General features: G+C 60.5%; 17 protein-coding genes. 5 read left to right on the forward strand and 12 right to left on the reverse strand.

The genetic code is table 11. The features are described from left to right. Nucleotides 1-18: 18 nt before the first annotated feature. Nucleotides 19-852, reverse strand: coding sequence for a phytanoyl-CoA dioxygenase family protein (locus OXH56_00810; GenBank protein ID MCY3553836.1), 834 nt, complete (start codon nucleotides 850-852; stop codon nucleotides 19-21). 229 nt (nucleotides 853-1,081) lie between these two features. On the opposite strand from OXH56_00810, the gene OXH56_00815 reads away from it, so the two are divergent. Together OXH56_00815 and OXH56_00820 are read left to right on the forward strand one after the other, a co-directional pair. After that, a complete protein-coding gene (locus OXH56_00815) occupies nucleotides 1,082-2,509 on the forward strand; it encodes a pyridoxal-dependent decarboxylase (GenBank protein ID MCY3553837.1) in 1,428 nt (475 codons plus the stop codon). A 10-nt stretch (nucleotides 2,510-2,519) separates the two neighbouring features. Next, on the forward strand, nucleotides 2,520-3,332 hold the full coding sequence (locus OXH56_00820; protein MCY3553838.1) for a J domain-containing protein: 813 nt from the start codon (nucleotides 2,520-2,522) through the stop codon (nucleotides 3,330-3,332). A gap of 448 nt (nucleotides 3,333-3,780) precedes the next feature. Here OXH56_00820 and OXH56_00825 read toward each other — a convergent pair whose 3' ends face one another. From OXH56_00825 to tenA, 4 genes are all read right to left on the reverse strand, one after another. Then, nucleotides 3,781-5,949: an ATP-binding domain-containing protein gene (locus OXH56_00825; protein MCY3553839.1), complete on the reverse strand. Its 2,169-nt coding sequence runs from the start codon at nucleotides 5,947-5,949 to the stop codon at nucleotides 3,781-3,783. A 332-nt stretch (nucleotides 5,950-6,281) separates the two neighbouring features. Continuing rightward, nucleotides 6,282-6,701 carry a type II toxin-antitoxin system VapC family toxin gene (locus OXH56_00830; GenBank protein ID MCY3553840.1) on the reverse strand — a complete coding sequence of 140 codons (420 nt, stop codon included), beginning with the start codon at nucleotides 6,699-6,701 and terminating at the stop codon, nucleotides 6,282-6,284. Next, nucleotides 6,698-6,982, reverse strand: coding sequence for a prevent-host-death protein (locus OXH56_00835; GenBank protein ID MCY3553841.1), 285 nt, complete (start codon nucleotides 6,980-6,982; stop codon nucleotides 6,698-6,700). Before OXH56_00835 ends, OXH56_00830 begins: the two co-directional genes overlap by 4 nt. A 270-nt stretch (nucleotides 6,983-7,252) precedes the next feature. Continuing rightward, nucleotides 7,253-7,936 (reverse strand): thiaminase II, encoded by a 684-nt coding sequence (gene tenA, locus OXH56_00840; GenBank protein MCY3553842.1) that lies wholly within the window; start codon nucleotides 7,934-7,936, stop codon nucleotides 7,253-7,255. Nucleotides 7,937-8,228: 292 nt separating this feature from the next. Here tenA and OXH56_00845 point away from each other — a divergent pair, with 292 nt between their 5' ends. Continuing rightward, nucleotides 8,229-9,335 carry an XRE family transcriptional regulator gene (locus OXH56_00845; protein ID MCY3553843.1) on the forward strand — a complete coding sequence of 369 codons (1,107 nt, stop codon included), beginning with the start codon at nucleotides 8,229-8,231 and terminating at the stop codon, nucleotides 9,333-9,335. A 547-nt stretch (nucleotides 9,336-9,882) separates the two neighbouring features. On the opposite strand, the gene OXH56_00850 is transcribed toward OXH56_00845, so the two are convergent. The 3 genes from OXH56_00850 to OXH56_00860 all read right to left on the reverse strand — a co-directional run bounded on the left by OXH56_00850 (nucleotide 9,883) and on the right by OXH56_00860 (nucleotide 12,758). Then, entirely contained in the window at nucleotides 9,883-10,689 is an 807-nt protein-coding gene (locus tag OXH56_00850) for a phytanoyl-CoA dioxygenase family protein (protein ID MCY3553844.1), read from the reverse strand. A 34-nt stretch (nucleotides 10,690-10,723) separates the two neighbouring features. Beyond that, nucleotides 10,724-11,488: an aldolase/citrate lyase family protein gene (locus OXH56_00855; GenBank protein ID MCY3553845.1), complete on the reverse strand. Its 765-nt coding sequence runs from the start codon at nucleotides 11,486-11,488 to the stop codon at nucleotides 10,724-10,726. 109 nt (nucleotides 11,489-11,597) lie between these two features. After that, the gene (locus tag OXH56_00860; GenBank protein MCY3553846.1) at nucleotides 11,598-12,758 is read right to left on the reverse strand and encodes an aminotransferase class I/II-fold pyridoxal phosphate-dependent enzyme; all 1,161 of its coding nucleotides are present in this window, start codon (nucleotides 12,756-12,758) and stop codon (nucleotides 11,598-11,600) included. 199 nt (nucleotides 12,759-12,957) lie between these two features. Between OXH56_00860 and OXH56_00865 the strand changes: the two genes are divergently transcribed. Continuing rightward, nucleotides 12,958-13,965, forward strand: coding sequence for an amidohydrolase family protein (locus OXH56_00865; protein ID MCY3553847.1), 1,008 nt, complete (start codon nucleotides 12,958-12,960; stop codon nucleotides 13,963-13,965). 31 nt (nucleotides 13,966-13,996) lie between these two features. Here OXH56_00865 and OXH56_00870 read toward each other — a convergent pair whose 3' ends face one another. Then, nucleotides 13,997-14,848, reverse strand: a complete 852-nt coding sequence (locus tag OXH56_00870; GenBank protein ID MCY3553848.1) for a phytanoyl-CoA dioxygenase family protein — start codon at nucleotides 14,846-14,848, stop codon at nucleotides 13,997-13,999. Between the two features lie 265 nt (nucleotides 14,849-15,113). Between OXH56_00870 and OXH56_00875 the strand changes: the two genes are divergently transcribed. Next, nucleotides 15,114-16,046 carry an acetamidase/formamidase family protein gene (locus tag OXH56_00875; GenBank protein MCY3553849.1) on the forward strand — a complete coding sequence of 311 codons (933 nt, stop codon included), beginning with the start codon at nucleotides 15,114-15,116 and terminating at the stop codon, nucleotides 16,044-16,046. A 69-nt stretch (nucleotides 16,047-16,115) separates the two neighbouring features. Here the strand turns inward: OXH56_00875 and OXH56_00880 are convergent, their stop codons facing one another. The 3 genes from OXH56_00880 to OXH56_00890 form a co-directional block, all read right to left on the reverse strand. After that, on the reverse strand, nucleotides 16,116-18,221 hold the full coding sequence (locus tag OXH56_00880) for an amino acid permease (protein ID MCY3553850.1): 2,106 nt from the start codon (nucleotides 18,219-18,221) through the stop codon (nucleotides 16,116-16,118). Between the two features lie 72 nt (nucleotides 18,222-18,293). Beyond that, entirely contained in the window at nucleotides 18,294-18,620 is a 327-nt protein-coding gene (locus OXH56_00885; protein ID MCY3553851.1) for an NIPSNAP family protein, read from the reverse strand. A gap of 83 nt (nucleotides 18,621-18,703) precedes the next feature. Continuing rightward, complete coding sequence (locus OXH56_00890) at nucleotides 18,704-19,849, reverse strand: alanine--glyoxylate aminotransferase family protein (protein ID MCY3553852.1); 1,146 nt, start codon at nucleotides 19,847-19,849, stop codon at nucleotides 18,704-18,706. Between the last annotated feature and the right edge of the window lie 122 nt (nucleotides 19,850-19,971).

A 19,971-nucleotide genomic window follows, 5' to 3' on the forward strand; every position in this document is an offset into this window, starting at 1 on the left:
GTAGATACAATGTAGATACTACCGATTACGCGGAGGAATCCGGTCGCCAACCGGCCTGGGAATGGGCCTCCAGTAACCCGAGGGATCACTGCCCCGGCAGATTACGGCCCGGTGGTATTCCGGGTAGCGGCCCCGCACGTCCGGCGGCAGGTACCGGATCGTCAGGCCGCAACGCCGACGGTCGGATACGTTCGGTTCGGAACCGTGCAGCAGCAGGTCGGTGTGCATGGAGATCTGCCCCGCCTTCATGACGAAGGGCACGGGATCTCCGCCCCACCTAAGCGGGTCCGTTACGGTCTGGCCCAGCACGTTCCGTTCGGCCTTCGTACTGTTCTCGAAGGGGATCTGCCCGTGCAGGTGGGAACCGGGGATGACCGTCATGGGCCCGTTTTCTTCGTCCACGTCGTCGATGGCCAGCCAGATCGTCACCACCTTGCTCGGGGTCAGGGGCCAGTAGGACGCGTCCTGGTGCCAGCTCACCCGCTGCACGTCGCCCGGCATCTTGCAGAAATAGTGGGTCATCTCGCAGATCAGCGTCTCCCCGACCAGGTCTTCCGCGTAGGCCAGTATCCGCTCGTTCATGGTAAGATTGTAGATCCCCTCGCAATGCCGCTGCCATCCGTTGATCGAGTAGCTGTTGTATCCTTCCTGATCGGCGCGGGCCATAAGGTCTTCGAAATACAGGCGGTTCTCTTCGGCCTCCTGCGGGGTAAAGACATCGAGGGGGCAGAGATACCCGTTCGCGTTGAAGAAGTCGACCTGTTCGCGGGAAAGTGTTTTGGGGTGCTCGTTTCTTGCCGGGAAAAACCGCAGTTCCCGCTTCATTTCGGGCAAAGCATCGGTGATGGGCATGGGTGGGTCCCCACTGAAAGTACCGACGGGCGAATTCTGTAAGCTACCGCTGTTTCGATGGAGAATATAGCGACATGGGGGGTGGTAGACAACACTGATTGCAACATGGATACACCTGGAATAGAGCGGACATCTTTATTCCAAAGTAAATGTCATCAATTTGACCACACACGTCACATCATCCGGTTTTTGCCTCAACCGGTTATCTGACTGAAAGGAGCATCCAACCTTGAAACGCGGCACAGCCTCCCTTCTCAGGACCACCACGGAACACGCCCTGAAATGGATCGACGGTCTCGACCACCGGCCAGTCGCGGCGTTGACCACAATTGATGAGTTACGTCAACGTCTGGACGGACCGATTCCCAATGGTCCTTCGGACGACGAATCCGTCATCAACGAACTTGTATCCCACACCGATGGGGGACTGATCGGATGTCCCGGTGGACGATTCTTCGGTTGGGTCATCGGTGGTACGCATCCAGCCGCGCTGGCGGCGGACTGGCTTGTGTCGACCTGGGACCAGAACGCCGCGTTGGCGGCCTGCTCTCCCGCGGAAGCCGTTATCGAAGAGACCGCCGGACGATGGCTAATCGAGTTGCTTGGCCTGCCCGGCGACTCGTCCTTCGCGTTCACATCGGGTTGCCAACTCGCCCATTTGACGGCACTCGCAGCCGCCCGACGTCATTTGCTGGTGGGGTGCGGACACGATCCGGAACGAGACGGACTCGCCGGCGGACCCCGCATGCATGTAGTATCGGGCACGCATGGCCATCACTCCGTGGAAAGGGCCGTTCGCCTACTGGGCATTGGATCTCGGCATCTGCACTTGGTACCCACCACCGATGGCTGCATAGATCCGCTTGCCCTGGGTGCACAACTGGATGCGTTGGGCGATGCGCCCGTTGCGGTGTGTCTGTCAGCCGGCGACATCAATACGGGCAACTTCGATGACTTCCGCACCGTGATTCCCCTGTGTCGCGTGCGCGACAACACGTGGGTACATGTGGACGGTGCCTTCGGCCTGTGGGCCAGGGTGTCAGCGCGTTTTTCTCATCTGCTCGACGCAGTGGAAACGGCCGATTCGTGGGCAACCGATGGACACAAGTGGCTCAATACGCCGTTCGACATTGGATTCGTGGCCGTTCGCCATCCCGAGTCCCATCGCGACGCGATAAGCATACGGGCCTCGTACCTGACCCATGGCTCTGCGCGAGACCAGCTCGACTGGAACCCGGAATGGTCGCGGCGTGGCCGCGGCGTTCCCGTGTATGCGGTCGTCAAAGCCCTCGGCCGGCAGGGCATCGCCGACATAGTGAACCGGTGTTGCGACGCGGCGGCGGGTTTGGTTGAGGGGATCGGGTCGCTTCCCGGTGCCGAAATACTCTCCCCGGCGGTCATCAACCAGGGACTGGTGCGTTTCCTGGACCCAGCAGGTACAGACCACGACCGATTCACTGACCAGGTAATTAACCGTATTCAGTCGGAGGGAACCGCGTGGTTCGGAGGTACCGACTGGTGTGGGATGCGCGCGATGCGGATCAGCGTCTGTTCCTGGGCTACCCTGGCCTCCGATGTTGAAAAAACCGTGGATGCCGTGCGTCGGATCCTGGACGCCATGCACAGTGCCGTTGACTCAGATACGTATAAGCCGTAAATAACCATGTATGGACGATACCACGAACAGGGCACTTCACTCGCTTGATCTCGCTCCGGGCGCGTCGCTGGATGACGTGAAGAAATCGTACCGGGAACTGGCGCTGATCTGGCATCCGGACAAAGTGCCCGAACGGGTGAAAGACCGGGCTACCGCCAAGTTTACGGAGATCAACGAGGCATACCAGTGGCTCGTTCGAAATCCGGAGAACCTGCGGATGTATTCGACTCACAGGTCAACTTCGCAGCGGCAGTCTCCTCCTCACTATCGTTCTTCCTCGCAATCTTCCCGTACACGAACGGAGTATTCCCGGTCCGGCGCGTCAGGTCGAGCCTCACAGTCTGGTGCCTCCTGGACCGACGCCTCCAGCGGCACGGGATCCGGGTCGTCGTCCGATCCTGCTGTTCAGCGTGTCCGACAGGCCGCTCGTGGCATCTTGACCGATGCCAGGGCCGGCCTGTACGTCTACCCCGATATCGACCCCGACCGGGCGGCGAACTTCGTCGTTTCGCTGCAGCGTGACATACGTTTCAGCGGTGTGGCCGCGACAGTGAACGACCTGCTGGTGTTTTACGATATCGACGGTTCCGGCGAGGAAGGCATGGCCATCACCCGGTCGAACCACCTGGTCAACAACAACACCGGGACCCTCTATGACATCGGCGAGCTGGTGGAAGTCCGTTTGAAGGAAGGGTTCTTCTTCTGGAGCGAGATCGTGGTGCGCAGACTGGGAAGCAGGAAGTTCGAACTCGCGGGTTATGCGGAAAATGGACCGGGACGGGCGCTGGTGAGTATTCTCGGAAACCTGATAGGAAATGACTGATCGTAGAGCAAGCTATGTACGCTCAATGTCCGAACCGAACGTTCGGTCAAGGTCCTCCGGTGGTGGATTAGAGGAGGGCATTTTGCCCTGTGCCTGTATCGCCTGAATACGATTGGAACGCATAACGGCCTCTATTACGCCCCCATAACGCTTTGTCGCGCCCCTATCGCGCTCCTGTCGCCCCCCCCCCTATCGCGCCCCCCTGCTTGAGTACCCAGCGTGTCGCCGGTCCGCGATTCCTGGTCTCGACCAGCCGTTTGTCTCTCAACTCCTCCAGAGGTCTGCGCACCTGGCGTTCGCTGACGCCAGAACCTGAGCGAGCGTGAAGATCGCGGCGCGTCAGCCCTCCTCTTCGCGATTATGCAAAACGAGAACCTCAGCATACCAGTTTGTGGAACGACCTCGGCGATCACCCGATTCCGGCACGAACTGCCCGGGTTAAATAACGCTATTCCATCAGCACATTCCTGAACCGGGCAATCGTCTCCTCGTCCAGGTCTTCGATCTGCACTTTGCCGGTTTCGAGCTCATACAGTAGATTATCCAGATGCCGGTCGCGGTTCTTGAGGCGCTTAAAATCGGCCGTGGTCATATCCCTGTGGATGAGTCGCAGCTGCTCCCGCTGCTCCGAAGTCGGATAGGTAAACCGCAACTCGAAACGCCGCGCTTTCAGTTTTTCGTACTCAGATTTCAACATGGCCATGGATTCGCCGAAACCAAGCACGCGAACCCACGCTTTGCTCCGCGTTATCGCCGTAAACAGGCCGATTCGTACACTCGCCAGATTACGTACCGCTGAATGGCAGTCCTGGGCATTGATGATATAGACCATGCCGGCTTCGTTGCCCTTGGCGCGGTGAACCCCGGTCAGGGTCACCGATGCTTTGCCCGGTCGAAAGAAGGTATTCGGATCCGTGTCGACTCCGGCGAGATGGGATCTGATGCCCATTTCCTTCAAACGTCTGCGTATCGGCTCGACGGTCAGGCGTGTCGAAAGAGGATCGGGGTTGATGACCATGATGTCGTCGTGTCGCAGTTCGTCTTTACCGAGGTTTTCGGCGATGGCCTCCGTCAGCCATTCCGTCTGTTCGTCTGCGTTCCTGAAGGTGATAAAACAGATCAGGTCATCGGGATCGGAATGGACTTCCAGAAACCCAGGACTTGTGTCCTCCGTACGGTCAAGCGTAACGGCCGAACCGTCGCGCAATGCACCGGCCCGCACCCTGTAACCGATATCCTCCCAGATATGTGCCCGATCGAACATCTGGACCAGGCCGGTTTTCGTCCCATGGGACGGTTTCCGGTATACCCCGAATCCGAGGGCAAAAGCCGTGGCTAAAACCTGCTTCGAATTGCGGTAACATTTCGACAGCATGATATCACGCTGCGGTTCGGGATGACCGGTGTCGTCAAATCGCACTTTGGGCGATCCATTCTCGTTCTTCCCGAAAATCTCCTCTGGAGAAGGCAGGGAACTGCCTCGAAGACTCTGCAGTTCGTCATAGGCGTACACCAGTCTCCCGGGGTGTTTGAGCAGTTTGTAGCAAAGCCTCAGAAACATGGGCGGTAAATCCTGCGCTTCGTCGACAAATATCGCGTCGTAGACCGGTTCGCGTTCTTGTGCATAAGCAAGGGCGTATTCGCACGCCCCTTCGAACTCCCTGCCGGGTCCGAATTTGCTGCGCGCCCTTCCGAAATCGAGGAATGCCATGCCGTGCAGTCGACAGAACTCGTGGTAGATCCCCTCGTGGTCTTTACCCCGCCAGGAACCCCAGGCGTTTACAATACGCAGCCTGTCCCAGTCAGGCTCTTCGCCGGTCTGGTCTATGAAGAAATGGTTGGTCAGGCGACGAAAATGATCCTTGAGGGAACGTGAATTGAAGGTGACTGCGATGCGCCAGTCAGGATGATGCACGTGGAGATTGGCCGCTTTCAGCGCCAGTACGATGGTTTTGCCCGAACCCGCCAGACCACGAATGCGTTGTACGCCCTCGACCGTTTCTATGACAGTTTGACTTTGGATGTTGTCCAGTGTCGCGATCGATTTCTCGAGTTTTTCCAGCTTCGCGCCGCGCGAGTCCTCCTCCGTTACGCTCCGGCCGATTCCGCTTTTACGAACCGTGGCAATGTGCTCGATTGCCGACAGCACCTTCTCACACATATCCTGCATATCCTGGCCATGGGGACCTGACCAGGTGAACCGGTTTAACGCCTCTATGAGTGAGGAAGCGTTCGCGAGCGGGTAATCGTCGATTCGGCATGAATCCGGGTTCCTCAATGCGGGGGCGAATGAGATGGTATGGATGGGAACCATGAGGTCCCGTCGCTGCATCAGTTCCTTGTGTACCTTAAGCCGGGCTTCGAGCTTGTTTGCCGCATCGTCCTGCCGCGCTCCGTAATCACCCGTATCGTGTCCCTCGATGAGATCGAAAACGACCACACCCATATCTGCCGAAACCAGCAGGGCGTCAATCATCCTGAGTCCTTCGGACGTGCTGTAAATCGGATATCCGATGAACAGTCGCCCCGACCAAGTGGTCTGCTGGGAAACGATCTCTACCAGGGCATCGCTTGAGACGGGCTTCTGGCTGGTACCTCGAACGATATCCACACTCATGACGATTCCTTCCGGTTGGTCGCTTACACAGTCGCACTACGCACGCACTACGCACGCACTACGCACGCATTACCCACTCGCCATGCACGCGTTTTCAGCGGTCCGCAAGCGACGGTTCTTACGCAGTCCGCTGCAGCGAGGCCGGGCCTGGCCGGCTGTCCGTACAGACTGCGTTCTCAGGGTTGTGTAATTGATTAGTAGGGAAAAACGGGGGATTCTTGTAAGAAAAGACCAGCTGGTGGGATGTTTTCAGTTATCCTGTTGCTGTCTATGAGGTAGCCGGGCATGAAGGCTGTGCAGGTGGGTTGGGGTATCGCGCTCGGTGAGCGAGGTCACGGCGTCTTCCACGGATTTACCGTATCGACACCGAGGTCATCGAAGTGCCTGTCGTTCCGGGTGACGACCGCAAGGCTGTGCGCTTTGGCGGTACCCGCGACGAGTGCATCGCCGAGATCCAGATTACGTCCGGCTTTGCGGGCTCGTGCCCTGAGCTCGGCCGACCACTCCGCTCCCAATCTATCCAAGGGCAATATGCGGTCTTCGTAGATCCGCACTACCGCCGCCAGCATCTCAGTCAAACGTTCCCGACGGCGACCTTGCGGGAGTAGCCGGACTCCGTACTCGATCTCATGTATAAGGATTGTTGACAACCAGAAGTCTTCGTTTTCTGACAGAAACGCCACCACGCCTTTGTCAGGAGCGGCCCTCGTCAGTTCCGAAACGACATTTGTATCCAGCAGGTACCCGCTCATGCTTCATCGTCGTCAGCGAATGGCGTCTTGCGATTGGTGCTGCGGTCCGGTAGGGTCAGTTTGGCGCCGCGCGGAATGTTTTCCAACAGCCACTGACCGAGCGCTTTCCGCGGACCTTCCTCACGCCCTCGCCAGACACGTTCCGGAATCACGACGAACGGTCTGCGCGTTCCGATGCGCTGCGGGCCCTCTTCTTCCGACAAACGCAGAATCTCGGACAGCCGCGCCTTGGCCTCGGATACCTTCCAGACTCGTGAAGGTTTAGCTTCGTACTGATTCAAAGTACCACCCTTTATGTTCGTACCGGACAATTATGGACCATTATGGACTATAATATTAAAACCTATTGCATATGTCAAGGGAAGTAAGTTCGATCATAAACCTTGAGGTTATCTAGCTGGCGGGGCCACCTTCAACCTGACTGTTAGGGTTCCAGTGCCGCCCGTCTCATGAGTGTATCCCCGTATTCACGGCGATCCTGTTCACGGAAGTCAGCGCCTGCGTCAGGTTGTCGTAACCGTTCTGTTAATTCCTGAACACCAAGTCTGCGTTCACACCGGCCACTGTTCCTTCCGATATCCCATGTCCCAGAACATCCACTCGTACCGGCTGGTCGTGACGTAATGCCCCAGCATGGCCTCGCGGTCCTCTAAGGGAAGCCCGTGCGCGACGCGGTTCGTGATCTCGAGAACGGCGACGACACACTCGGCGAACTGCTCGCCGGCGTAGGTGTCGATCCACTGCTGGTACATGGGATCCGGCGATCCCTTCTCGGCCAGCGCCTTGCCCACTTCCCAGTAGATCCAGTAGCAGGGGAGCACCACGGCCACGACCTCGTGGAAAGGCCGGCCGTAGGCCACGGAAAGCAGGTAGCTCGTGTAGGCCTGGCATACCGGCGCCTTGGGCGTGGCCCAGACCTCTTCCGACGACAGCCCGAAGACGTCGAAGAAGTTCTCCTGCATGGCCCGTTCTTCCACGAGACATCCCTTGGCGTGCTCGTTGAAGAGGATGATGGTGTCCTCGTCCGGGGCCTTCACCGCGGCGAGGCTCAGGGCCCGGGCGTAGTCCTTGAGATACAGCGCGTCCTGGACGGTGTAGAATTCGAAAGCCGAACGGTCCAGGTCGCCAGAGGTAAGTCCCTTGATGAAGGGGTGGGCGAGTATGGCGTCGTAGATCGATACCGTCTCCGACCACATGAGATCGGTGATGGATCCTGTCGCCGATGCGGTCGTCATCTAAATGCTCTCTGATTACTTACATCGCAGTAGGACATATGAAACCTACTGATTTGTAGTCCTGGTGTATGATCCTACAATCTCTTAAAAATACATGTTTCGTATAATGTAATCAAACCCAAAGCGGACTCATGGCAATTCAAGTGGACTCATAGCATTTCAAGCGCATCTGACGGACGAATGCTTACCGAGGCGAGTGCAATTTCAAGGCAATATACAAAACATATTGAATATTGCACAAAAACATTGCATATTTAAAATTGCAAGACATTTCATTCGCGGGAGGTTATTGATGACGACAGGGCTTATCGGCAGGCGAATCAAGGCGTTGCGCGAGGAACGCGGGTTATCGCAGGAAAATGTAGCGAAAATCTTCGGGTTCAGTGATCGGCAGACGGTATCGGCTATCGAGACGGGCGCGAGACGCGTGACGGCGGAGGAACTGCTGCTCGCCGTCGAAAGACTGGGCGCACCGCTTGAGTACTTTACCGACCCGTTCCTGCTGGCGGGAGAAGGACGCTTCTCCTGGCGCCAGACCGGCGTCGAAATTGAACGGCTTGAGGCCTGTGAACAATGCGCCGGTCGCTGGATCGGCGCGTACCGCACGCTCGCGCCACAGGTCGGATACGAAACGCCGCTGATGCGTCGGGCGTTCGGTCTTACCCGCCACGCGCGTTTCGAGGACGCCATGGCACTCGGCGAGCGGTTCGTCACCGAGTTGGATCTAGGTGAAGTCCCTGCCGTGCGCCTCATGGAAGTCATGGAACGCGAACTCGGTATCCTGGTGCTCATGATGGACGCCGAGCGCGGTATCTCCGGCGCGGCGTGCCGCTTGCCCGAACTCGACGCGGTGCTGATTGCGCGACATGAAGTCGTCGGACGCCGCCACTTCGATCTCGCCCATGAGTTGTTTCACCTCCTGACCTGGGATGCGATGCCACCCGAACACTCCGAGGATGCGTTGGAGACCGGAGGCAACCGCACCGAGCAACTCACCAACAACTTCGCGGCGGCGGTTCTGATGCCGGCCGCCACCCTGGCAAGGTTCGGAAGCTGGTCTGGCCTCGCAGAAGATAAGTTGATCCGGAAACTACATGCGGTGGCGAACGAGTTGCGCGTGACGGCCTCAGCACTGAGATGGCGGCTGGTCGCACTAGGCGAACTGAAACCCGCGGTCGCGCGGTCCGTACCTGATGCAGCATTGCGCAACAATAGCACAGAAATGGCCGAGAACGGCCTGCCTGCCCTGTTCTCGAGACCGTTCATGGTGGTACTCAGCCTTGCGATCGAAAGGGGCTACATCTCGGTGCGAAGCATTGCCAGCTTGCTTGACCTTGACGTCGAGGACCTCGTAGATCTCTTCGCTGCACATGACGTCCAGTGCGCAATTGAGCTGTGAGGTGTCATGGCCCGGGATCGAGGTACCGTGTTGGTTGATACTAACGTCATACTGGAGTCCTATCGGTCAGGCTCGTGGCGAGCGTTGGCCGGTGGTTATCCGGTGGAATCCGTTGAAGAATGCGTCGATGAAACGCAGCCGTGTTTTCAGCGTCGCAGGGCGGCGATTCGAGTTAGCGAAGGCGAATTGCGAGATTCCGTGAAAGCGGTCCATTCGGTCGGTAACCCCGAACACGCAGGATTGGCCGTTCGAATCCACAATATCGCTTTGGATCGGGGAGAGGCTTCGCTTTGGGCGCATGCACTGAGCAGGACCGACGCATGGGTCTTGTGCGGACCGGACCGAGCCAGTCTTCGATGCGGTGTCCGGCTTGGGTTCCGACGGCGACTGGTGTCCCTCGAGGAACTCCTCAATGGTGTCGGTTACCGGTCAAGAATCAACCTTCGCCCGCAGTACACGAAGCGTTGGCATGAGAGCGTGCTTGGTGAAATACTTCTTACGGAAGAAGATCAAATCACATAAGAACGCTTGGTAGGACGAAGTGACATTACTCTTCGCTACGTACGGCAATCCCGCCTTGCGTCACACCGTCCTTCCGCCGGTCGACCGCACGCACGTGCTCCGTGTAGTCGTCGCTGCGAAAGTAGGCGCTGTCCAGGTTGTCCGTTTCGGACGTGACCGATGCGGTGACCCAGTGCGTCGCGTAGCCGCGCCGCCAGCGGTCCGATGTATTGCGGCGCGAGGAATGGAGCGTTTCCGAGTGGTGGAAGACCACACCGCCCTTGCGCACCGGCGCGGAGGCTTCCATCTCCCAGTCGATCAGGTTGTCCGGGGGCGCCAGGTTGTAGGGCTGGCCGGGGACCTCCACGTGGTCGATAATCCCCTTCCTGTACGAACCGGAGATGTACCTGAGACAGCCGTTTTCCTCGTCCACGTCGTCGAGGGCGATCCATGCCGTGATCACGTGGCCGCCCGGCGTGCACCGGAAATAGAAGTTGTCCTGGTGGTAGGGCTTCTCCGACCCAAAACGTGGCGGTTTCATGAAGAGTTGGTCGCTCTTGAGCAGGGGTTCTTCACCAGTGAGCTGACGGAGGATGTCCCGAAGCCGGTCATCTATTGCGAAATCGCGGAACGTCGGGTGGCGCAAATACGGACTGTCGATCTTGCGCGGAGCGGTCTCGCCTGATTCGGAACGATCCAGCAGATAACCCTCCATGGATTCCTCTACGTCCATGGCATCCGCCGTTTCCACGGCCAATCGGGCGACTTCGTCCGCTTCATCGGGAGAATAGACGCCCTCGACCACAAGCCATCCACGCTCGTGGAATATCCGGACCTGTTCTTCGCTGATCATTCCGTCATCCTTCCCGGTCGCCGCCAATCGTCCGTCATCCGTTCCGCAGTGCGTCCAGGTTGTCCTGCAGGACGCGCATTCCGTAGCCCATTGGGCTTCCGACGTTGATGTACCGATAGCCCCAGTCGATCTTTTCTCGGATCTCCTCCATACCGTCCAGGGTGGTGCCCGCCATGATGCCTGAACCATCCAGGCGCTTCGGAACATCCCGCATAATCGACTGTACCTCCCTGGAATCCGTCTGGGTGATCACGCCCAGGGTGGCGGACAGGTCCGTGGGACCGACGAAGAGCACGTCGATCCCATCGACCTGCATGATCTCGTCGAGGTTCTCGTAGGCTTCCAGGCTTTCGATCTGGAGCACGAGGACGGTCTCTTCATTAGCCGTCCGGACCACATGGTTGAAATCCAGTCCCGCCAACATGGCCCAGTAAGGTGAAATACCCCGGTTTCCTTCCGGAGCGTACCGGGCATACTGAACGGCGCGCTCCGCCTCTTCGGCGGTGTTGACCTGGGGTATCATGACGGCCACTGCACCGATGTCGTAAGCCTTCTTGACGAGGGCGGGATCGTTCCAGGCGACGCGGATCATGGGCGCCACGTCTCTCTGGCGCGCGATCACCGGCACCATGTCCAGGTCTTCCACGGCGCTCGCGGAATGCTCGGTGTCGATCCAGAGGAAATCAACGTCGGAACGGCATACCACCGAGGCCGTGAACGAATCGTGGGCGGGCAGGACCGTGCCCAGCAGCAACTCGCCGTCCCGGATGCGCTGTTTCAGCGGGTTCGGGTACTTCATCTAGACCCTGCACCTTTCTGACACGCCGAAACGCGCGCCTTGTTGTCCTGCCGACAGCTGAGACGCCACGGGCTTAAAACGCACCGCGCACCTGCAACGCACCACACGCCTATAACGCGCTGCGTTCCCGCTTGAAGGCGGAGATGAAGGCCTCGTTCTCCCTGGGCAGGCCGACGGATATGCGCATGAAGCCTTCCATGTCGAAGGCCTGCCGGACGTAGACCTTCTTCTCCCACAGGCGGTCGATCAGCGTGTTCACGTTGGGACCGACTTCCACGGTGACGAAGATCGTCTGCGTACGGATGGGGCTGTACCCCATGGCCTCGAGTTCCGCGTACAGATATGCCTTGCCCCGGCGCGTGGATTCCACCGACCGGCGGACATGCTCCTGGTCGTCCAGCGCCGCGAGGGCGGCCACGGTGGACAGGGTATTCTTGTTGAGCATGCCGATGCTGAACCACGCCATGCGGTCAAGTAGCGCGGGATGGGCGATACCGTAACCGACCCGCATGCCACCCAGTCCGTAGGCCTTCGAGAAGGTCCTGGAAACCAGCAGGTTTTCCACTTCCTTGGTCAGGGAAATCATGGATGAATAGTCGGGATCGTCCACGAACTGGATGTAGGCCTCGTCCACACAGACGATGACGTCCTTCGGCATGGCCCGGATCGTCCGTTCCAGTTCGGCCGGATCGAGTATCTGGCCGGTGGGATTGTTTGGATTGCAGATGCTGATGATCCGGGTATCCCCGTCCACGGCTGCCGCCATGGCGTCCAGGTCCATCTGCCAGTCCCCGGTCAGCGGCACTTTCTTGACGGCCTGTCCGAGTTCCTCCGCCGTTCTCGGTATGGACCGGTAGGACGGGAAGGCCGTGACCGCGTTTCCCGGATTTTCCCAGAAGGCTGCCAGCGTAGCCGTGAGCAGGATCTCCGACGAGCCCACGCCCAGGACAACGGATTCGACGTCGACGTCGTGATGGGCTGCGAGGGCTTCCTCGAGCCGGTCGTGCATGGTATACCGGTTCATGCCGAACATCTTGCCGGCCACCGCCTCGATGGCCCGTTGCGAGGCGCCCAGGGGATTCTCGTTGATGCTGAGCTGGACCAGCGTGGGATCGTCGAGTCCGACGCCGTTCACCTCCTGCATCGTGGTTCCGCTGACCATCTGGGCGGCCGCCTCCCAGACCGGCGTGCCGATGAGCGAAACGCCCGCGCCTCCCAGCGCCGTGTTTCGCAAGAAACTACGCCGGTTCATGCCTTGTTCGTCAGCCATGATAACCTCCGTACTAGTTGGTAATCTAATTGCATGTTATCTCGGGGGAAATGTGCGTCCCGAATGATGGAAAGTCAAAGTTTCTTTTGGCCTTGAAAAGGGTGCGCGATATGGGTACACTGGAGGCGGTGCCGCGTTCGCTGCAACGCCGTTTTATTTGCAGCGCCTTTCAGCTACCCAGCCATCGCGAGGAGTTTTCATGAACGTACCAGACTATCAGGATTTCGATCGGAGCTTCTGGGACGAGGAACTGGCCGGTTTCGTGCCGGATACCGTCTACGACATGCACGTGCACATGTGGTCGGAACGGCACCGGGGCAAGCTGCCCCCGGACCCCACCGGGCTCCGGGTGGAGATCGACTACCAGGACCACCTGGCCTGGGCGGAGAAACTGTATCCGGGCCGCAGGATACATTACCTGGTTCTGGGCACGCCGATCCCCGGCGGGATCGACACGGAAGGCCACAACGACTGGATGGCCGAGGAGATGAAGCAGGACCCCGAATCGGCGATCAACATGATGGTCACGCCCGACATGTCGCCGGAATATGTTGCAACGCAGGTCAAGCGACACGGGTTCCTGGGCCTGAAACCCTACCGGACCTTCGCGCCGGACCCCACCCACTGCCGCATCCGGGACTTCCTGCCCGAGTCCTTCATCGAGGTGGCCCACGACCTGGGCCTCGCCATCACCATGCACATGTCCAAGCCCGAAGGGCCGGCGGACGCGGACAACCAGCAGGATCTGGCGGACTACACGAAGCGTTATCCCCGCGCCCAGTGGATCCTCGCCCATTGCGCCCGGGCCTTCAACTGCTTCATGATGGAGCGCGCCATCCACTTTCTCACGGACCTGCCCAATATCTGGTACGACACGTCGGCCGTGAACGACCTCTACTCCCAGTACCTGCTGATGAAACACGAGGACCGCTCGCGCGTCATGTTCGGTTCGGACAACGTGGTGGCGGGCTGCGCCCGGGGCAAGTACGTCACCTACGGGCGGGCGTGGACCTACTACGAGGGCACGACGGAGACGACGCCCCACTGCGATTCGCGGGCGACGCTGGTCATCTACGAGCAGCTGCGGCAGGAGAAACAGGTGGCGGACATGCTGGGCCTGACGTCGCAGGAGATCGAAGACCATTTCTCCGGCAACGCCCGGCGGTTCCTGCAGCAGGTCCGCGGGCAACAGGACTGGCGGCGGTAAGTCGGCAGGCCGCCCCATAAGCGATCGCATCCTACCCCCTCGACGGCTCCTCCATCCTCAGCCTGGCCTTGCGGACTTCCTCCACGAGATGATCCTGGTGGGCCAGGGGTTGTTCCAGGTGCTTCATGCGCGCCGGACCGGCCGTTTCCAGCATGGCTTCCCCGTAGATGCTGTCGAGCCAGAAACGGGCGGCAGCGGCGATCTCGTTCTTCAGCAAATGTACATCCTTTTCGCTGAACCGGGCCGTGCAGTTGATCGTGAACATCCTGCGCCGGTCGCTCCCGCCCCATGCGCTGTGCTTGGTGTTCTGGTTGAAAACGACGATGTCCCCCGGCTGCGTCTCGAGGGCCACAGCCGGTACCTCCCAGCCTCCAATACCCCAGTTTTCACCCGATTTCCTGATCTGGGATTCAAGCGAATCGGCATATGCATCGCCCCACCGGTGACTGCCCGGAATGACCCGCAGCGCGCCCGTTTCCCGCGTAAGTGGGTCGAGGTAGAGGGCCATTTTGAAATAGATGCGGGGTGGGGCACCACGCTTCTTGCCGGACCAGTCCGTGTCGGAATGCCAGTTGGTATCGCTGACATAGAAGTTGCCGTCGCTGCCCAGGTAGACAAAGTCATCCCCCAGGAGGCTGCCAAAAATGCCGTTGACGCGGGGGTCGTCGATGAGCGAGGACAGCACGGGATGCTGGTCGATGAAGGGCACGATACAGGACCGCGCCGTCCCGTCGTGGGGCTTGCCGTCATGGCCGCCGCCGCGCTCGTCCCATACGGCCTCGAAGGCGCCCGTGATCTCTTCGATACGGTCCTTCAGCAACCCGGGAAAACCGAGGTAGCCGAAGGTGTCCATGAACGCGAGTTGCTCTTTCGTCAGTCGCATGGGATGTTCTCCGCGCCGGACCGATGCAAGCACCGGACCGCTACAGGTGCCGGACCGCTACAGGTGCCGGACCGTTGCAAGCACCGGACCGCTGCCAGGGTCAGGTTTAGGGCTTGTAAGGCTTCGGTGGATCGAATACGTTCCTGAATATAACGCGCCTATGCCGCAAGGCGATAGAAAACACCCCGGAAATCGTAACAATATCACAATCGCACTCACAGTTAAAACCGTTTGGCCAGGTTGGACCCAAAGGAAGGAGCGTTCCATGCGCCGGTTTACCCGCACCCCCTATCTCTCCGGACCGGACGATCCGGCATTCAAGGAGATCCGCGGCGTCCTCGAACCCGGTGAGACGGTCCAGGTCGAGACCTACGGCGGGCACGACCAGGACTATCTTGCCAAGAAGGACCTGCGGGCCGGGGCGGTCATGGACGTGGATCCCTACCGGTATTCACGGCCGTGCGGACCCTTCCACATCGAGGGGATCGAGGCCGGGGACTGGGTGTCCGTGGAGATCCTCGACATGGAGGTCGGTCCCTACGGCTTCTACCGCAACGGCGGCCCCCACTGGGGCAGTCTGCGCCTGATCGCGCCGGTGCGGGACGGCCTGGTCCATTTCCCGCCCGATTTCGTGGTGCCGGTCCGGCCCATGATCGGCGTCGTCATGCTGGAATCGGTCGCCCTCCACCAGATCGATACGGGCGGCAACATGGACTTCAACGCGATCCAACCGGGCAGCACGGTCCACATTTGTGCCCAGAAACCGGGTGGACTGCTGTCCCTGGGCGACGTGCACGCCCGGATGGGGGACGGCGAGCTGACGGGGACAGGCGTGGAGATCGATTCGACGATCACGATGCGCGTGGACCGGTCGCCCGGGTTTCCGTGCAGCGCTCCGGTCGTAGAGAAGACCCGCATCGTGGAGTCGCAGGAGGAGTATCTGACCAGCGGGCAGGGCTACAATTGGGAAGAGGCCGTCAAGATCGCCTGGAGCGAGATGAACGCCCTGATCGCGGAACGGTACGATACCACCGTGGAGTACGCCAACCTCATCGTCGGCACCATCGCCGACGCCCGTCCGGGCTACGCCGCCGGCCTGCTGAACCGCCGCGGCAACGTGGACGCCCAGGCCTACGTGACCTGCCAGATGGCGGTGACGAAGGACCTGCGGCGAACAGGGACGCCCTACGTGCCCTAAGCAGGATAGAGCGTCGGAAGGCGGCATCGCCCACGCGGCCATGCCCGACGAGACCGTCAACTACGTGCCCTAGTCGTGGTACATCCGCCGGAAGGCGTTCAAGTCCCCGGGATCGCCGATGACGGTCAGCAGATCGCCCGACTTGATCACGGTGTCGCCCGAGGGGACGATCACCTCGTCGAACTGGCGTATCCACACGATCCGGCATCCCCCCGGGATTTCCATTTCCGAAACAGGCACTCCAATCAGGCCGCTCGCGGGCGACTGGGGAAGGACCGGGACGGTCAGGTACCGGTCACTTCGCAGGAAGATGTCGCGAAGGGCGTGTTCGTCGACCGCGGCGATCCACACCAGGCCGAAGTTTACGTCGTCGGTCCGTTCCGCGATCCGGGCCAGCATGCGCAAATGCAGTGAGGTGTGCTCCGCGGGGCTGACCAGGAAGAAAAACGCGTGGATTTCGTCGGAATTCAATTTGCCGGTCACGGGGTTTACATAGTCTACCTGCACGCCCTCGAATGCGCGGACGAGTACCAGTTCCGGCAGGGCGATACCCGGCATGCGAAAATGGCGCAACATCACGCCGTCGGCAACCGGTGTCCCGCCCGCAGGTGTCCCGCCCGCAGGTGTCCCGCCCGCATCGGTCTTCTGCATAAATCTGTCTTTGATTTCACCCATTGAAAGCCCCACCCGTGGCGACAGCTTTTCCGATGCGACGGCGAGCACCCGATCGAAATCGACTTCCTCTTCGAAATCGACCGGCTGGCACCGGGTGATCATGTCTTCAAAGGGGTCTTCGTCCCGAAGCCCTTTTTCCTTCAGGATCCCGCGCAGTTCCCGGTCCAGCCCCTGGTAGCGCGACCGGCCGAGCCGTTCGAATATGTGGTAGATCGCGCCGTTGCGGTCCGCCCTGAACCGTGCGTAGTAGAAGTACCACAGGGTCCCGGCGGCGATGAAGCCGACGATGAACAGGATGGCGGGCCAACCCATCTGCCAGATCACCAGGAAGGGCAGTATCATGCCCGCGATGTGCATCCAGGGGTACCAGGGCGAGCGGTATCCCGGGTCGTACTCGGCGATGCGGCTTTCGCGCATCACGACGACTGCGAGGCACACGACGGCGAATACGACGAGTTGAAAGGCGCTTGCCAGCTTGGCAATGCCCACGGGGTCGAGGGTCAGCAGGATGAAGAGGATGCTGCCCACGGTAACGATCAGCGAGCGGACGGGAACGCCCTTGGCGGTTACCTGGCTCATTCCGACGGGCAGCAGGCGGTCCCGGCTCATGGCCAGCGGATAGCGGGAAGCGCTCAGGATGCCCGCGTTCGCCACGGAGACGAAGGCGAGCAGGGCCGCCACGGAGAGGAGTACATTCCCCCACCAGCCGTACAGGATGCCGGCCGCCGTCGCCGCCGGAGTCAGGTCACCCGCCAGGCGTTCGATGGGAATGACACCTACCATGACTGTCGTACCGAGCGCGTACACTGCGATGGCAGTGGCCAGGGCCAGGAATACGCCCCGGGGTAGCGTCTTTTCCGGTTTCTCGATCTCTTCCGCGAGACTCGCGACCTTGGTCACACCTACGTAGCTGATGTAGACCAGTCCCGCCGTCCCCATGAGCGTGGTAATCTCGACGTCGAAAAGGCCCTCGAACGCGACGGCATCCAGCGCCGGGACCCCGCCGCCGATAAAACCGGCCAGCAGCAGGAGCAGGGCCATCACCAGGTAGATCTGCAGGCGGCCGCTCTTCGCGGTGCCGAAGAAGTTCACCGCGCCGAGACCCGCCGCCAGCGCCAGGGCCACGGGCAGCTGGGGCAGGCCCGGGAAGAAAAGGGCGATGTAGGCGCCCATGCCCACCAGCGCGAAGGTGACCTTGAGGATAAGCGCCAGCCAGGTCCCGATCCCCGTGATCAGCCCGGCGAAAGGTCCGAGGGACCGGTCGACGAAGTAGTACACGCCGCCTGCGCGGGGCATGGCGGTGGCCAGTTCCACGACGCAGAGCATGGCCGGTATGAGGGGAAGGGTCGCCAGCAGGTAGGCCAGCACCAGGGAAGGACCGGCCTCCATCGCCGCAAGGCCCGGCAGTAGAAAGAAGCCCGCGCTAAGCGTCGTTCCCGTCGCGACGGCATAGACTTCGAAGAACCGAAGTTCCTTCCGCAAGCGCTGTTGTTTCGCCATGTCGGTGCCGATCTACTGCAGGGGTGTTTACTGCAGGGCATTCTACTGCAGGGCATTCTACTGCAGGGCATTCTACTGCAGCGGTGAGAAGGGAACCGGCGTCAGGATCCGGTTGGCCACCTCGGCGACCAGCGCGCCGTTCCTTTCGCTTTCGGCCTTGGCCTTGATCCATGCGGGGTCGGCCATGAAAGCCGCCCAGGCCCGATCGCGGTGGTTCGCGTCATCAAAGGCCAGCAGGTAGGTGAGCTCGTGGTTGCTCGGGCCCACCGCGGTCTGCCAGAAACCGACCAGCTTCATGCCGTGTTTCTCGAAGAGGGGCACGGCGTGGTTCGTGAACCGGTCCAGGACATCCGGCACGCGGCCGGGCATGATTTTGTAAATCCGTTCTTCGTAGATCATATTGGGGTCTCCCACGGCGGCGACTCGACGTGCCTGCCCGATCATTCAGTGCCGGGCGGTCAGGGGTCGGGCGAACTGCGGTTTCAGTCCAGGCCGGCCAGGCACGCGCCGCGCGCCACGTCGAATCCCTGGCGGCGCAGGTACTGTTCCAGGCCGACGAGGAAGGGCGTCACGGCCTCCAGGTTGGCGTTGTGCGCCATGTGGCCCACGCGTACAGAACGGTTCACGTAGTCGCCCAGGCCCAGGCCGACATGCATGCCGTATTCGGCCTTCATGAAATCGGAGAAGGCGGTGGGCTTGAACCGGTCTTCCGACAGGATGACCGTCATGTTGACACAGGCGGCCCGTTCCTCGGCCATGACCTTGAGGCCCATCGCGCGCACGCCTTCCCGCACCACGCGGGAGACCTTGCGGTGCCGGGTCCAGCAGGCCTCGAGTCCCTCTTCCAGGATGTCGTCCGTGCTGCGGATCAGCGCGACGAAGTTGTTGACGGGCATGGTGCCGGGATGGGGATGGACGTCGGCCTGGGTCTCGGCGAAGTGGCGCAGGTTCTGCAGGTCGGTCATGAACCCGCGGGGCTCCCGCCGGTCCTTCATGGCGTCCCAGGCCCGGTCGCTCACGGCCACGAGGGCCAGGCCCGGTGGCGCGCCCAGGGCCTTCTGGGAGGCGCAAACCGTGACGTCGATGTCCCAGGCGTCCATCAGATACTGCTCGCCGCCCAGGGACGCGATGGTGTCCACCAGGACGAGCATCCCGTGTTCCCGGGCGGCGGCGGCCAGTTCGTGTACCGGGTTGGCCACGCCCGTCGACGTTTCCCCGTGCACCATGAAGACCGCCTTCAGGCCTGGATTCGCCGCGGCGGCCTCGTGGATGTCCGCAGCCTCGAAGGGCACGCCCCATGGCTTTTCCAATACCACCGAATCCAGCCCGAAAGCCCTGGCGAGGTCGTCCAGGCGCTTACCGAAGAGCCCATTGTCGAGTGTCAGGATCCGGTCGCCCGGATTGAACAGGCTGTTCATGACCACGTCGTTGGCCGTGTGGCCCGACCCCACGAGCGGAAAAACATCGCCTTCCGTCCCGATCACGCGCTGGAGATTGGATACGGTCTTCCGCCAGGTTTCAACCCATCGGTCGCCGTAGTGGGCGGTGAGGGGATCGCTCATGTGGGCGAGCACGTCGGGGCTGACTTCGATGGGGCCGGGGATCATCAGACGGTAGTGTTTGCGCATGGAGGTTACCTGTGGATATGGAGCATCAAATGAGTTCAGTCGTCGTTTCCTGATTCGTTTCCTGGCGGTCGAAATATCGTTCGAATATACGGCAACACGACAGGTGGATCAACAGAGAAAAA

The sequence above is a fragment of the Gemmatimonadota bacterium genome, assembly GCA_026702745.1.
Classification (GTDB): Bacteria; JAAXHH01; JAAXHH01; order JAAXHH01; family JAAXHH01; genus JAAXHH01.